Annotated in this window: 12 protein-coding genes; 7 read left to right on the forward strand and 5 right to left on the reverse strand. The window is 61.8% G+C overall.

From position 1 onward, the window contains the following. Window positions 1–16 precede the first annotated feature (16 nt). Together IVB26_RS37035 and IVB26_RS37040 are read right to left on the reverse strand one after the other, a co-directional pair. Complete coding sequence (locus IVB26_RS37035; RefSeq protein WP_247969795.1) at window positions 17–1861, reverse strand: branched-chain amino acid ABC transporter ATP-binding protein/permease; 1845 nt, start codon at window positions 1859–1861, stop codon at window positions 17–19. Between the two features lie 10 nt (window positions 1862–1871). Beyond that, window positions 1872–2744 carry a branched-chain amino acid ABC transporter permease gene (locus tag IVB26_RS37040; RefSeq protein ID WP_247969796.1) on the reverse strand — a complete coding sequence of 291 codons (873 nt, stop codon included), beginning with the start codon at window positions 2742–2744 and terminating at the stop codon, window positions 1872–1874. 82 nt (window positions 2745–2826) lie between these two features. Between IVB26_RS37040 and IVB26_RS37045 the strand changes: the two genes are divergently transcribed. Beyond that, a complete protein-coding gene (locus tag IVB26_RS37045; RefSeq protein ID WP_247969797.1) occupies window positions 2827–3654 on the forward strand; it encodes a GntR family transcriptional regulator in 828 nt (275 codons plus the stop codon). A gap of 136 nt (window positions 3655–3790) precedes the next feature. Here IVB26_RS37045 and IVB26_RS37050 read toward each other — a convergent pair whose 3' ends face one another. After that, on the reverse strand, window positions 3791–4411 hold the full coding sequence (locus IVB26_RS37050; RefSeq protein ID WP_458309302.1) for a 3-keto-disaccharide hydrolase: 621 nt from the start codon (window positions 4409–4411) through the stop codon (window positions 3791–3793). A gap of 648 nt (window positions 4412–5059) precedes the next feature. Here IVB26_RS37050 and IVB26_RS37055 point away from each other — a divergent pair. From IVB26_RS37055 to IVB26_RS37070, 4 genes are all read left to right on the forward strand, one after another. Beyond that, entirely contained in the window at window positions 5060–6238 is a 1179-nt protein-coding gene (locus tag IVB26_RS37055) for a tyrosine-type recombinase/integrase (protein ID WP_247969798.1), read from the forward strand. Then, the gene (locus IVB26_RS37060) at window positions 6235–7128 is read left to right on the forward strand and encodes a hypothetical protein (RefSeq protein ID WP_247969799.1); all 894 of its coding nucleotides are present in this window, start codon (window positions 6235–6237) and stop codon (window positions 7126–7128) included. Before IVB26_RS37055 ends, IVB26_RS37060 begins: the two co-directional genes overlap by 4 nt. Before the next feature lie 168 nt (window positions 7129–7296). Beyond that, a complete protein-coding gene (locus IVB26_RS37065) occupies window positions 7297–7434 on the forward strand; it encodes a helix-turn-helix transcriptional regulator (RefSeq protein ID WP_247973366.1) in 138 nt (45 codons plus the stop codon). After that, window positions 7431–8426 (forward strand): hypothetical protein, encoded by a 996-nt coding sequence (locus IVB26_RS37070; protein WP_247969800.1) that lies wholly within the window; start codon window positions 7431–7433, stop codon window positions 8424–8426. The genes IVB26_RS37065 and IVB26_RS37070 overlap by 4 nt, the downstream gene beginning before the upstream one ends. 221 nt (window positions 8427–8647) lie before the next feature. Here the strand turns inward: IVB26_RS37070 and istB are convergent, their stop codons facing one another. Both istB and istA read right to left on the reverse strand, forming a co-directional pair. Beyond that, window positions 8648–9391 (reverse strand): IS21-like element helper ATPase IstB, encoded by a 744-nt coding sequence (istB, locus tag IVB26_RS37075; RefSeq protein ID WP_007605871.1) that lies wholly within the window; start codon window positions 9389–9391, stop codon window positions 8648–8650. Between the two features lie 11 nt (window positions 9392–9402). Beyond that, entirely contained in the window at window positions 9403–10935 is a 1533-nt protein-coding gene (gene istA, locus IVB26_RS37080) for an IS21 family transposase (protein WP_083843304.1), read from the reverse strand. A gap of 104 nt (window positions 10936–11039) precedes the next feature. On the opposite strand from istA, the gene dcm reads away from it, so the two are divergent. Both dcm and IVB26_RS37090 read left to right on the forward strand, forming a co-directional pair. Continuing rightward, window positions 11040–13286, forward strand: a complete 2247-nt coding sequence (gene dcm / locus IVB26_RS37085) for a DNA (cytosine-5-)-methyltransferase (protein WP_247969801.1) — start codon at window positions 11040–11042, stop codon at window positions 13284–13286. Then, a complete protein-coding gene (locus tag IVB26_RS37090; protein ID WP_247969802.1) occupies window positions 13283–13975 on the forward strand; it encodes a methyltransferase in 693 nt (230 codons plus the stop codon). The genes dcm and IVB26_RS37090 overlap by 4 nt, the downstream gene beginning before the upstream one ends. Window positions 13976–14038 lie beyond the last annotated feature (63 nt).

A 14038-nucleotide genomic window follows, 5' to 3' on the forward strand; every position in this document is an offset into this window, starting at 1 on the left:
GGAAACTTGGTCTTGTTCAACCATGCGCTCCGGCATGATCAACGGAGCGGCGCCGGATCTGGCGTGCCCTCGTCTCCTGAGAGGCCGTGCCGGCGCGCTCGCCGAGATAGGCCTCGATGACAACAGGCGACTCCATCACGGCAGCGGGAGCGCCATTCGCAATGAGGTCGCCCAGATTGAGCACGACGACGCGGTCACACATGCTGGTCACGAGCTTGATGCGATGCTCGACGACGAGGATCGTCATGCCCTGCGCGCGCAACCGTTGCAGGATGGTCGACAGCTCCATGACGAGACCGCCGCGCAGGCCGGCCGCCGGTTCGTCAAGCAGGAGCACCTTGGGCCGCCCGACGATGGCGCGGGCCATCTCGACGAGGCGGCTCTGGCCAAAGGAGAGGTCGCCCGCCTGGCGCCTGGCGAGATGGCGCACACCCATCTGCTCCAGCGCTGCCAGCGAGGCCTGACGGATCGCGGCCTCCCCGCCCGGCTGGCCGGGGATTCGTCGCCAGGCGACCATGACGTTCTCGAGAACGGTCATGGATTCCCACAGCCGCACGTTCTGAAAGATTCGGGCGACGCCGTGAGCATGCACCTCCCAGGCCGGCCGGTTCTGCAGCGGATGGGAGTCCAGCTCGATCAAGCCGTCGACATGGATCACGCCCGAGCAGGCGTTGATCATGGTCGATTTGCCGGATCCGTTCGGGCCGATCAGGCCGAGGATTTCACCGCGCATGACGTCGAAGGAGACGTCATTCAATGCGCGCACACCGCCGAAGCTGCGCGAGACCTTGCGCATGCGCATCAACGGACCGCTGGAATCCGGCAACGCCGCCCCCGCAGCGACTCCGGAACTGGCGGCCGCGACCGCCGCGGCCAGGCTGAGCGGGCCAGCCGGAGAAGCCGCCTCCGGCTCGCGCCGGCCTGTCAGGATGCTGCCCCAGAGCCAGTCGGCGAAGACGCCCAGTCCCTTCGGCCAGACCAGCATGATGATCACCACGGCGGCGCCGAAGGCGGCCATGTAGTAGGTCTGCAGATCGCGCAGTGCCTCGGGCAAGATCGTCACGACGATCGCGCCGAGCATCGTGCCGGGAATTGAACCGAGGCCGCCGATAACGACCATCAACATCATCTTCACGCTCTCGGCGATGGTGAAGTTGGTGGGCGCGACAAAGCCGACCAGCAGCACGTAGAGACCGCCGGAGAGCGACGCCCACAGGCTGCAGATCACGAAGGCGATCGTCTTGGCCCGCACGGAGTTTACGCCCATCGCCTCCGCTGCCATCTCGTCGTCGCGCACGGCGCGCAACTCGCGGCCGAGCGCAGAGCGATGAAAGAGGATCATCAGCAGATAGCTCGCAAGCATCAGGCCGGCGAGCGGCAGATACAGCTGCTGGGTGACCGTCTCGCCGAGCCCGGGAATCCGCAGCGTCGGGATGTTGCGCAGCCCCATCGGGCCGCCGGTCAGCGCCTCTTCGTTGACCGCGACGATGCGGAAGATCTCGTTCAGGGCGAGGGTGACGATGGCGAGGTAATGGCCTTTGATGCGGGTCGAGATCAGCCCGAGCAGAGCGCCGACCGCTCCGGTCAGCGCCATCGCCAGCGGCAGGGCGAGCCACCAGGGCAGAGACAGGCGCATCATCAACAGCGCCGTCGCGTAGGCTCCGATCCCGACGAGCGCGGCTTGTCCGAGCACGATCTGCCCGGCGACTCCGGTCGCGACCGAGAGCCCCAGCGCGGCGATGGCGAAGATCCACGCCAGGTTGAGCACGTGGAGATAATAGGTATTCATGCCTATCGCGATGGGCGCAACAATCGCGGCTGCAATCAGCAGCCAGGCAGTTAGACGCAGGAAAGAAGACATCGCGAGCACCTCAGGCGCGGTCTGCGTTGCGCTCTGGGATGAGCCCTTCGGGGCGCACCACGAGGAAGACGAGCAGCAGCGTGAAGGCGATTGCGTCCTTGTAGGTGGACGAGATGGTGAAGGCGCCGACATTCTCGATGACGCCGAGCAGAACGCCGCCGATAATCGCGCCCGGGACGCTGCCGAAGCCGCCGATGATCATCGCAACGAAGCCCTTGAGGCCGACGAGCGTGCCCATCTCCGTGGTGACGTAGAAAAGCGGCGCCAGCAGGATACCTGCGAGCGCGGCCAATACCGCGGAAAAGGCGAAGGTCCCGGCCAGCACTGCATTGACCGGGACGCCCATCAAGGCTGCAGTCTCGCGGTCGAGCGCCGTGGCGCGCATGATCTTGCCGATCATGCTGTAGCGCAGGACGAGATACTGAGCCGCGGTGACGACGACAACCACGACCATGATCAGAAGCTGCTGCACGGACAGGCGGAATGCGCCGAAATCGAGCATGTCATCACCGAACGGGCTGACATAAAGCAATGGCTCAGGCCCGTAGAGGATACGCGCCATCTCCTTCAGGAAAATGCCGAAGCCGACGGTCGCAATGATCGCCACGAGCGCGCGCTGGCGCTGCAGGCGGGCGAAGACGAGGCGCGAGAACAGGGCGCCGAGCGCCGCCATCGCAATCGCCGTCAAAAGCAGCGACAACCAGAACGGCAGGCCCAGGCTCATCGTGAAGGTGGCGACAAAGACATAGGCCGCGAAGGTCAGGAACTCGCCAGCAGCGAAGTTCACGATCGCCATCGTGTTCCAGACATAGGCGTAACCCAGCGCCACAAGGGCGTAGATGCAGCCCATCGCAAGGCCGCTGGCGACTACTTGGCCGAGCATATCTCCTCCCGCCCCGTCGAGCGGGCGGAAGCCGCCAGCTATTCCGGGGTCCTTGCAATTTTTGATTTCACCTGGCCGGCCGATGAGCAGACGCCGTGAACACTCACTAACATGCTACAGCGTGTTTTGCATTGGCTTACGCCGTTGTCAAGCAATCACGCCGACCCGCTGGAAATGCGGAGGCCGGAGTGATAGGCTCCTGCGGGTACGAGGAGCCAACTTGTCCAAAGCATTGAGAAAAAGAAAAACGCCGGTCGTGTCCCAGCGTCTGCTCGCCTATGAGGGCTTCCGCGAGAAGATCATAAGCGCACAAATCCGCCCTGGGCAGTTCGTCTCGCAGCGTGAGCTGACTGAGCAACTTGGTCTACCGCTCGGCGCCATTCGCGAGATGATTCCACGGCTCGAGGCTGCGCGCCTGATTGTCACCGTTCCAAAGCGCGGCCTGCAGGTCGCTCCCGTCGATCTCAAACTCGTGCGCAACGCATTTCAAGTTCGCAGCATGATCGAGTGCGAAGCCGTTCGTCATTTCGCGAGGACGGCCTCCGACCAGGAACTCGACGCGCTCGAGGCCGCCCATCGCGATATTCTGCGGCGCGTTGAAGGTTCGCATGACGAAGAAGCGCTTGACGCTGAGGCGAGAGCAGTGGATTGGGGCATGCACGATCGCATGGTCGACGCCATCGGCAACGAGATCCTCTCCGAAATTTATCGCGTCAACAGCCTGCACGTACGGCTGATCCGGATCGATGCCGATCGGGTTGTGCGTCAACGAGTCTTGCCGGCCATGCAGGAGCATCTCGTCATCCTCGGCGCCCTGAGGAAGCGAGACGAGAACGCTGGCATCGCAGCTATGATGGCTCATATCGAGAGTTCGAAGCAGCGCGTGCTCGAAGCCATGCTTCATGGTTGATTCTGCGGCTTTCCACTCCAGCCGAACCGTGGTGTCAGGGCCTCTGTCGCATTAGCTGCGACATCGAGGGGCCGTTCCGGCCCGACAAGGAGCGAATTTTGTCGGGCCGATCGCTGCACCGGACCTGCCGGCAAAATCAAAGCGGCTTGATCTGCACTTTGCGAAATTTGACGACACCCAAGCCGTATTGCAGGGCGAAAGGCCCTTCGGCATGCTGGGAGTCCTGCACGTCGGCGGTCTTCTCGCCGTTGAGAACAACGATCAGATGCGGGCCCTGCGCAGTGATCTCGTAGGTGTTCCATTTGCCCGCCGCTTTCGGCATTGAAGCGGGCACCTTCGATACGTCGACAATCGCGCCGGTAGCGTAAGTCTGGTCGGGGCGCTTGTCGAAAATGTTGACCTCGTAGCAGACCTTGGCATTGATCACCTTGGGGCCGCCATCGCAGCGGATGAATATGCCGCTGTTGGCCTCCTCGTCGGTCCAGAACTCTACCTTTAGCTGAAAGTTCTTGTAGGCGTTCTTGGTGACGAGATAGGAATCGTCCTTGCCCGGCGTGCCAGCCGTAAGCTTGTCCGCAACGAGCGTGCCGTCTTTGAATTCCCAATTGGCTTTGCCGACCTCGTCCCACTCGCCCATCTTGGTATTGTCGAGCAGCGTGACCCAGCCGCCGTCAGCTTGGCTTGATGCGGGACTGGAATATTGCAAGGCGACAAGGCCAATAGCAACGCCGGCCGCAAGCGCAGTGATGCGTTTCATAATAGTGCTTCCCCCTGTTATCGTTCTAACAAGTTTGTTAAAACACGTTGACATGTTACGATAGCCTTTGTGCGCCGGTCAATGAGCCTGCCAGGCCGCCGCACGGAAAGAACCGAGCCAGGCGTCGCTCCGCAGCGACTCCTCGCCTACGAGGACTTGCGCGATCAGACTGATCAAATTGCCCGGGCCATTCGTCTCGCAACGCCAGTCGACCGAACGGCTCAGCTCTCGTTCGGCCGCGAGACGATGCGCGGCTGGGGGCAGCGCGCCTGATCGTCAGTGCGACACGAGGCAGAAAGCGCCATCGATGCAGCTATCCGGGATACGATTGCGGTCATCGCTCGCGGGAGTATTGCAGAGGATGCCGGATCGCTGATCGCTCTGACGCTCGCCGTCTTTCCAGAACGCCCCGCGTTCGTGGCAAGGGATAGGGGCCGCGGCCCTCAAGAGCACAGACTCGTGGACGATCGGAGTTTTGCGGGAGAAATCGCGCAATTGGCGGAGAGAGTGTCCTTAGCGATAAATTCTGAAGAAGTCCAACCGCGTCCAATTTATCAATTGTAATCAGCCACTTAAACCGATTGATCCTCCAACGGAGTCCAATCAAACCTTGTAAAATCCAGAAACTTTTGTGGTATGGATTGTGGTATGGAAGCCCGCCGCAAGCATCCCCAAAAGGCCCTTACCCAGGTTCGGATCAACAGCTTGTCTAAACCCGGCCGCTACGGCGATGGGAATGGACTGTACCTCGTCGTCGATGAGTCCGGTGCAAAGCGTTGGGTGCTCCGGACGGTAGTGCATGGGAAGCGAAGGGACATGGGGCTCGGTAGCCTGCGTCTCGTCCCTCTTGCCGAGGCTCGTATCAAAGCGGTCGAGTACCGGAAGCTAGCACGGGATGGAGGTGACCCGGTCGCAGCCAGGCGTTCGGCTAAGGTAGGCGTACCGTCGTTCACAGACGCCGCACGTACCGCGCTTGAACAAAGACGACCGGGTTGGAAGGATGGGAAAAGTGCCTCGCAATGGCTGAACAGCTTATCCAACTACGTTTTTCCTGTCATGGGCGACAAACGGGTTGACCGCATCGAGACTTCCGACGTGCTTCGAGCCCTCTCACCGATATGGCTCTCCAAGCCCGAAACAGCGCGCCGTATCCGTCAACGGATAGCTATCGTTCTAGACTGGGCCAAAGCGGCGGGTCATCGGAGCGGCGACAATCCGGTTGAGGGGGTTGGGAAGGGACTACCTCGCCAAAACGAACGGCGCGGTCATTTTAACGCGATTCCCTACGCCGACGTACCCGAGTTCGTGAGGAAGCTGCCGGAATTCCCCACTAACGACTTTGCTCGGCTCGCATTCGAGTTCTTGATCCTGACTGCGGCTCGAACAAATGAAGTTCTGAGAGCCGAATGGTCTGAAGTGGATTTTGAGCGATCCGTCTGGACCATTCCAGGAGCCAGGATGAAAGTCGGGAGAGATCATCGCGTGCCTCTAGCTGCTCGATCCGTTTCATTGCTGCAGTCCGCCCGTGAGAAGACTGACGGATCACAGCTGATCTTTCCCGGTCGAACGACCGGAACGCCGATGTCCAACATGGTGTTCTTAATGATGCTTCGTCGAATAGGGGCTAGCTTCACCGCACATGGCTTCCGCTCTGCATTTCGAGATTGGGCGGCCGAGTGCACAAATTTCCCAAGGGAGGTCTGCGAGATGGCGCTGGCGCACTCAATCAAAGATAAGACGGAAGCGGCTTATCGGCGTGGCGACCTCTTCGTCAAACGTGTGGAACTTATGCGAGCGTGGGCGGACTATGCGGGAGGGCACACTTGAGCGATAAGACATTCAAGCAGCGCGTTATGGAGGAGGCCGAGTCCTTCGCGGAAATCTATGAATACTTCCGCGAGGACCTCGAGACTTGGCAAGCAGAAAAAGGACTGATGGACAATGACTGGGCCCATCTGTTCGCTGTTCCCCTCCATGGCAGCGAAGCCAATGAAACAGAGGAGCGGAAGAAGGCTCGGCGCGAATGGAAGGTATTGCATAAGCACGATGCTGCACGAGAGGCCGTACAACAACTAGGAGACGCAACGCGCGTCGGTCCGATTGTGCTCAAGGATTCCCGCGTTTCTACAGCGCTTGAGATGGGGCTTCTAAATTCTAATGATATCGCCCCGAAATCAAAGGGAAGCTTTGTTGGCGCTGAAAAATTAGCTCAACGCCTAAAGCCGGAGCACGATGATCCGATCTTCTGGCGGACGCTTCTTGAAATCTTTTGCAGGGCTTTTACGGCGCCGCGCGGCCGCCCGCCATGGCCTATAGGAAAGATGATCGAACTGGCTTTTGACTTGAACGATATTAAAAGCACGCGTCCGGACAAGAAGTGGACTATCAGCGATTTCTGCGAAGTGCTTAAGACGGACAAAAGGTATATCAGAGTTTATAGCAAGTACTCATCTGCAGGCGATCAATCCGGCATCGGAGAGGACCGTATAAAGCAGATATTTAAGCTCATCGGCTCTATGGATGACAATTCACTGCGCCGATTGAGAGACCTATTTCCCGACGAGTTCTACAAGGGGGCCGATCGGCATCTCCGCCGCAAGATACTGGATCGCAGCGAGGATTATCTCCGCACAATTTTAGACATGGCAGACGACGTGAACGACGCGCTCGAGAAATCTCGCAGCACGAGCAGCACCTCAAGTCAGGAGGGGCAATAGGCCCCTTTTTAGTCCCCGGCACTAGTCTCTAATTGTCCACTCCATCGCAGCTCAGACCGATGGAGTACGACAGTGAAGACGACCACGACGGCGGGCCTGAGAAGGCTGGCCACTATCATCAAGCCAAACGGGCCCATCCCCGTGGGGAAATCGACCTGGTGGGCCGGCGTGAAGTCTGGTCGGTTCCCCGCTCCCGTTAAGCTCGGACCGAGGATCACCGCTTGGCGGGATTCTGACATCCAGCAATTAATTCAAGAAGGCATCCCGCGAGTAGCCATCGCCCCCGGGAATGGGGACGCGTCATGATCCTCGCGCCAAACGAAGCAGATGAACGAAGTCAGCACCCGACTGGCCTCGATGCGCAGATCGCCGACAAAGCCCAAACTTCGCACGAACTCTGCGCCGCAGCATCGGATGCCGAGGCGGCGGCTGACGAGGTCGCCGATCATTGGATCCGCGCCGCCAACTTCCTGATTCTAGGCTGCAAGAAATTGGTTGCGGCACTGCAAGACTTCGAAAACCAACCTGAAAAGATCCAGGCCTTCCTGCGCCGCCTCGTTGCCAGGGGGATTCTCTCGGAGAATGACGTGCTGGCGCGGCTCAAAGCAAATGGGAAACTGGCGATGCTGTCGAAGATCGGCAAGCACGCTGACGTTCTTCTGCAGCAGTCGTTTCTTCGGGTGCTGGCCTTGAGGGGTTACTCCGTCGCCTATCAAGTCTGTCTGCTGATCGAGGAGGCCGGCGTTGTGCGAGCGCTGGCCGAATTATCCAATCATCCGGAGGTCACCCGCGACGATGTGGTCAGAATCCGCGCAACACTGAGGTCGCCCAAAGGCGTGTCCCACGAGAAAAAGCAGGATTCGTTGGATGGCGCGGCGCAGTTGTTTGCGATGCGGCTGACCGGGCGTGATGCGCGGCTTTTCGTCACCGAATACGCGCAATCCGACACCCTCGCCAATTGCCTTCGGTGCCCTCTGCCTGCAGATGATGCCGGCCTCGTGGCAGTCGTTCCCATTGCCACGCTGGGCGCCTTCGAGCGCAACCTGATGCCCGTGTTGGGCTTCGGTTCGATCGATGGGCTGTTTCTCGAAAGCGACCCGCACCACCCCGAAATTACAGACTTCGACGTCATTGTGGTCGCCGGGCGCGGGAGCTTTCGCGCGCAAGCACTGACCGAGTTTCGAGACGCAGAGAATGTGCTCGACCTAGCAGAATTCTTCTTTCCCGGTTGCGCCGCTAAGCACCAGCTGTTTGCAGACTGCGGATTCCGACGAAGTCGCCCAGGCGTACCGATATGAAGTCGCCCGTGGATTCCGAGACGATGTCGCCCACCTTTCCGATTTGATCTCGCCCAGCGGCGAGGCGTTCTGGCCGGCTGGTTCTCTGGCATCGGTCAAGCCGCGTGGTCAATCTGGAATCGCGACTTCGACCTGTTTTTCTTCTTCTGCAGTTGCTGTGGGCATGTGGGCAACGCGATTGCGTTGTCCAAGCGCAGCGGCATGTCCACAGCGCCACGGGCTCAGGTCTTTCGGGCGGATTGCCGGGTTCGGCGCAGGCTCTCACCGGTGAGGTCGAGCCGATGGGCATTGTGGACGAGGCGATCGAGCACGGCGTCGGCATAGGTGGGATCTCCAATGAGCAGATGCCACTGGTCCACGGGGAGCTGGCTGGTGACGATGGTGGAGCGATGACCGTAGCGATCTTCGAGGATTTCCAGGAGGTCGTGACGGGCACCGGCGTCGAGCGGCTCGAGTCCCCAATCATCGAGGATCAGCAGATCGACACGGCCAAGGCCGCGCAACAGGCGTGGATGGCGGCCGTCGCCGCGGGCGAGCGCCAGATCGTCGAACAGTCGCGGGACGCGCTGATAGAGCACGGAGCGATTGTCGCGACAGGCCTTGTGGCCGAGCGCCGAGGCGAGCCAACTCTTGCCAACGCCGGCCGGGCCGCAGATCAGGAGATTGACGTGGTCGTCGATCCAGCGGCCCTCGACAAGCTTAGCGAACAGCGGGCGGTCGAGACCGCGCGGGGTGCGGTAGTCGATGTCCTCGACGCACGCCTGCTGGCGCAGCTTGGCGTAGCGCAGGCGAGTGGCGAGCCGTTTGTCGTGCCGCAGCGAGGCTTCACGTTCGAGCAGCAGCGCAAGCCATTCGGTGTGACCGAGGCTTGCGGCCTCACCGGTGGCTTCGATGTCGGCGAAGGCCTTGGCCATGCCGTGGAGGCCGAGGGCGTTGAGGCGGTCGAGGGTCGGATGGGTGAGCAAGGGATGATCTCCTAATTGTAGTAGCGCGGTCCGCGGATGTTGGCATGCAGGATCGGCGCATCGTCCGCGGAACGCTGGTGAGCAGAACGCCGATCGAGATTGTTGGCGAGGATCGACTTGACCGAGCCATAGGTGCGCGCGCCGATGTCGATTGCCCGCGCAGCCGCGGCGTCCAGCCGTTCGCGCCCATAGGAGGCGGCGAGCCTGAGGATGCCGAGGCAGGCGCGGAAGCCTTGCTCGGGGTGCGAGCGCTCGTCGAGAATGAGGTCGCACAACGCGCTGGTCGCCGGCCCGATCGCGGCGGCGTCCTGGCGGATACGCGCGATGGTCCAGCCGGCGTAGCGCCGATGGCTGGAGGCCATGTGCTCCGGCACGGTGGTGTGTTTGTGATTGCCGCTCATGCGCTGATGCGCGGCGATCCGCTCGCCCTTGTGGAAGATCTCGACGGTACGGGCCGTGAACCGCACCTCGACCTCGGCGCGGGCGAAGCGATGCGGAACGCTGTAGTAATGCTTCTCCACCTCGACGTGGTAATCGAGACTGACGCGGCGGATCCGCCACTCGGCGAGGACATAGGGGGACGCCGGCAATGGCTTGAGCGCCGGCCGGTCGACCTCCTCGAGCAACCGGCGGCGTGTCACGCCGAGCCGCCGGATCGGCCGTTCCTCATTCAGCCTCGTGAGCAGTTCGCCGATCGCCGCATTGACCTCGGCCAGGCTGTAGAAGGTGCGATGGCGCAGGCGGCCGAGCAGCCAGCGCTCGACGATGAGGACGGCCTGCTCGACCTTGGCCTTGTCGCGCGGCTTGCGCGGCCGCGCCGGCAAGATGGCGGTGCCGTAATGCGCCGCCATCTCCGCGTAGGTACGATTGATCTGCGGGTCGTACAGGCTCGCCTTAATGACCGCGACCTTGGTGTTGTCGGGCACCACCAGCGCCGGTATGCCGCCGATCGCCGCGAAGGCGCCAACATGGGCGCTGATCCAGTCGGCGAGCCCCTGCGTCCACGTCGCCTGCGCGTAGGTGAAGCTCGATGCGCCGAGCACGGCGACGAAGATCTGCGCCGTTCTGCGCTCACCGGTCAGGCGGTCGACCACCACCGGCACGCCATCGCCGGCATAGTCGACGAACAACTTGTCGCCGGCCGCATGGGCCTGGCGCATCGTCACCGACAGGCGGCCCTCCCAGGCGCGGTAGAGCTCACAGAAGCGCGAGTACCGGTATCCGCCGGGCTCGGTGGCGATATATTCCTCCCACAGGATCGACAGCGTCACGTGCTTGCGTTTGAGCTCGCGGTGCACGGTCGCCCAGTCGGGCTCGGCGATGCGGCGGTGACCCTGACGGTTGCCATTGCCGGTCTTCGCGAACAGGCGAAGTTCCAGAACCGTGTCGGTGACGTCGTCTGGCAACGGCCAGCTCAAGCCCGCGGCCTCGAACCGCCGGAGCGCCAGGCGCACCGTCGAGGGCGCCGCGCCCACCCGTCGCGCAATCTCGCGGCTCGGCAGCCCGGCCGCCTTCATTCTGATCACATCGCGCACACGGCGCATCGCAAGCCTCTCCGTCGGCATCCAGGGTCCCCTTCGCAAAGCCGAAAGAGTTGACCCTATGGGAGCCAGAAGAGGCCTCGTCACCCGGGCGACATCATCCCGGAATGGTGGGCGACATCATTTCGGAACGGGTGGGCGACTTCAAATCGGAATGGTGGGCGAGATCATCTCGGAATCCTGGGCGACATCGATCGGAATCCGCATGCAGACCAGCGCGCCGACGGCTGGACCTGCTCGATTGGGGACGAGAACTGGACGGAAAGGCCGACCATCCGATGAGCGACGATCTTCGCACCATTCTTCGCGCCGAAGTAGCGGCACGGAGTTCGTGCAGCCAAGTCGCTCTCCTATTGTCCGGCGGTGCCGACAGCTTCGTCGTTGGTTACTTCTGTGAGGAGGTCGGTAAAAGAGTCGTCGCCTACACCTATGAACTTGATGGCATCCCTTCGGTTGAGCGGCCGGCCGCAGAAGCGATAGCCCGCCACATGGGCTGGCCACTTCGGATCGTTCGCGTGCCGACTGGGGGATTGAGAGCGGCGTTCCTGCGGTTAGCGATCCAACACGGTTGCTCGAAGAAGACCCAGTTCGAGGTCACATACCCGATCGCTCACGTCATCCCCGAAGTGGCGGAATGCGAGATCTTCACGGGCTGGAACTTTGACGATCACTACGGCAATACCCGCGAAGACATTATGGAAATGGCTGGGCTCAAGCGGGCCGGGCTCTCCTGCGCCGAGTTGCAAGTGCATTTCGACGCCTTGCGAGCCTCAAAGTATGCGAAATCGGACGCGGCCGGCTCCCCCGACACGTTCTGGTTCGCTACCCGGATCGCTTCGGCACTTGGCAAACGGCTCGTCGACCCTTCCACGGCCGAACCGGTGCGCCGGTTCTTTCGCCAGTTTTCCCACGACGAGCTGTCGCGGCTCGACAAGCCCATCATCAGAAAGATCTTTGCTGACGCCTTTCGCCGCCTTCCTCAGGGTTTGGTCGCCAAGGGCGTCAAGCTGCAGAAGGGCGGCGGCGTCCACGAGCTTTTTAGGACGTTGGTGGACGATCCGATTATCAATCGGTTTGAGACGAAGTACGCGACCTTGAGCGCGCTCTGCAAGCGCTGGGCGTCGGAGGTGCGCGCGAATCCGGACCAATACCTCAATGAACTGGCCGCGGCTCCCCCGCTTCGCAAGGCGACCGTGATCCAGGCTCGGGGCGCCAACGTCGGTCGCCCGACGATGGCCGAGGTGAATGCGGCGTCGTTGCGCAAGCGCTTCACGGTCGTTTCGCTGTTCGCGGGCGGCGGCGGGTCCTCGATGGGGTACAGGCTGGCGGGCGGAGACGTCCGGGCAATCAACGAATTCGTCGCGGAAGCCGCTCGCACCTACTCACGCAACTTTCCCGGGACCATTATCGATAAAAGGGACATCCGCGACATCGTTCGCGATCGGGCGAACGTCATCGCTTTCCTGGCAATGATCGGCCTGCTGGTTGGCGAACTGGACCTGCTCGACGGTTCTCCACCCTGCTCAGAGTTCAGCACCGCGGGAAACGGCCCGACAGAGCCCGGCGTGCTGAAAGCGTACTCCGACCGAACTCAAAAGGACATCTCGATGCTCCCCTTCGAGTTCGCGAGGTTCGCCCTGATCGCCCGCCCGAAGGTCGTCGTGATGGAGAACGTGCCTGCGCTCGCCTCCCGCGGGGAGGCGATCTTCAAAGCCCTGCTCAAGATGCTGAGCGCCGAATTCGTCGTGACATGGCGCGTCTTATCCGCGAACGACTTCGGCGTTCCGCAGACCCGGCGCCGGCTGTTCGTCCTGGCCGTTCGAAAGGACGTCGCAGAAGCCGTTGGGATCACGAGCGAGTTCGCGGCGTCGTTGCTGTTTCCCAACCCGACACATACGGGCACCACGGTTCGAGATGCGTTCGCTGATCTGAACCAGTCACACGAAGACGTTCGCCCGTGGATCGCCTCTGCGCGGACGACCACGATCGCGACGGCCGCCGCCAGGCTACCGAAGAGCCCGGCCCGGCTGTTGCGGCCCAACCACGTGGGCCTTCAGGTCACCGGCAACTATACGCTCACGCGGTGCTCTTACGATCTGCCCGCGCCGACGCTGACGGTCACGGGGCAGCAACCGAGCGGATTGGCCGGCGCCATCCATCCCGAGCACGACCGCAAGTTCACTATCCCCGAACTGAAGCGCCTGACCGGCCTTCCCGACGATTACGCGCTCACCGGCACGCTCGGGCAAGCGGCGGAAAGGATATGCCGCATGGTCACTCCCTTCGTAGCCGAGGCGATCGCCGAGAGCATCCACCGGAAGATCTTGAAGCCCTACAGAGAGACCCTGAAATGACCAAGTGCCGGCCCAAGAAAGATTTCTCCTTTGGAGACTACGCCGAAACCTTCGACGCTCATATCCGTGCGTCGATACCCGGCTTCCAGCAGCTGGTCGATTACACCGTCGACCGGTCGGTCACATACGTCCAGCGGGAGACTACGGTCGTCGACGTCGGCTGCTCGACCGGGCGGACGCTAGCAGCCATCCGGCGGGTAAACCAAGCGGCGCGGCCGGACGCAGACTATCTCGGCATCGACATCGAGCCGCGGTTTCGTCCCTGCTGGGAGAAGCATTCGTTCATGAACTTCCGCTGCGAGGTCGGCGACGCGCTGACGCATCCGTTCGACAATGTCTCATTGGCATGCTGCATCATGACGCTTCTGTTCCTGCGGCCGGCTCACAAGCTGCCTTTGCTTAAGCGCATCCGGAGCTCGATGGTCGAAGGGGGTGCGCTCCTCATCGCGGAGAAGACGCTGGCAGAGACGTCGCGTCAGGAAAGCGACGCGGAGGCCGCTTACATGGACTTCAAGCGCAGGCAGGGCTTCCGCGCGGAAGAGATCTTGGAGAAGCAGAGCAGCCTCCGGGGTCAGATGACCAGAATGACCGAGCGGGAGCTGCGAGAGATCTTGGTGTTGGCCGGCTTCCGTGACGTAGAGTCCTACTGGAGGGGGCACATGTTTGTGGCCTTCGTGGCGCTGATATAGCACCACGCTGGACCAATGTTTTTACCGAGTAAAACCGCGACACGTCGGCACAGTTGATTCTTG

Source organism: Bradyrhizobium sp. 195 (genome assembly GCF_023101665.1).
Classification (GTDB): Bacteria; Pseudomonadota; Alphaproteobacteria; order Rhizobiales; family Xanthobacteraceae; genus Bradyrhizobium.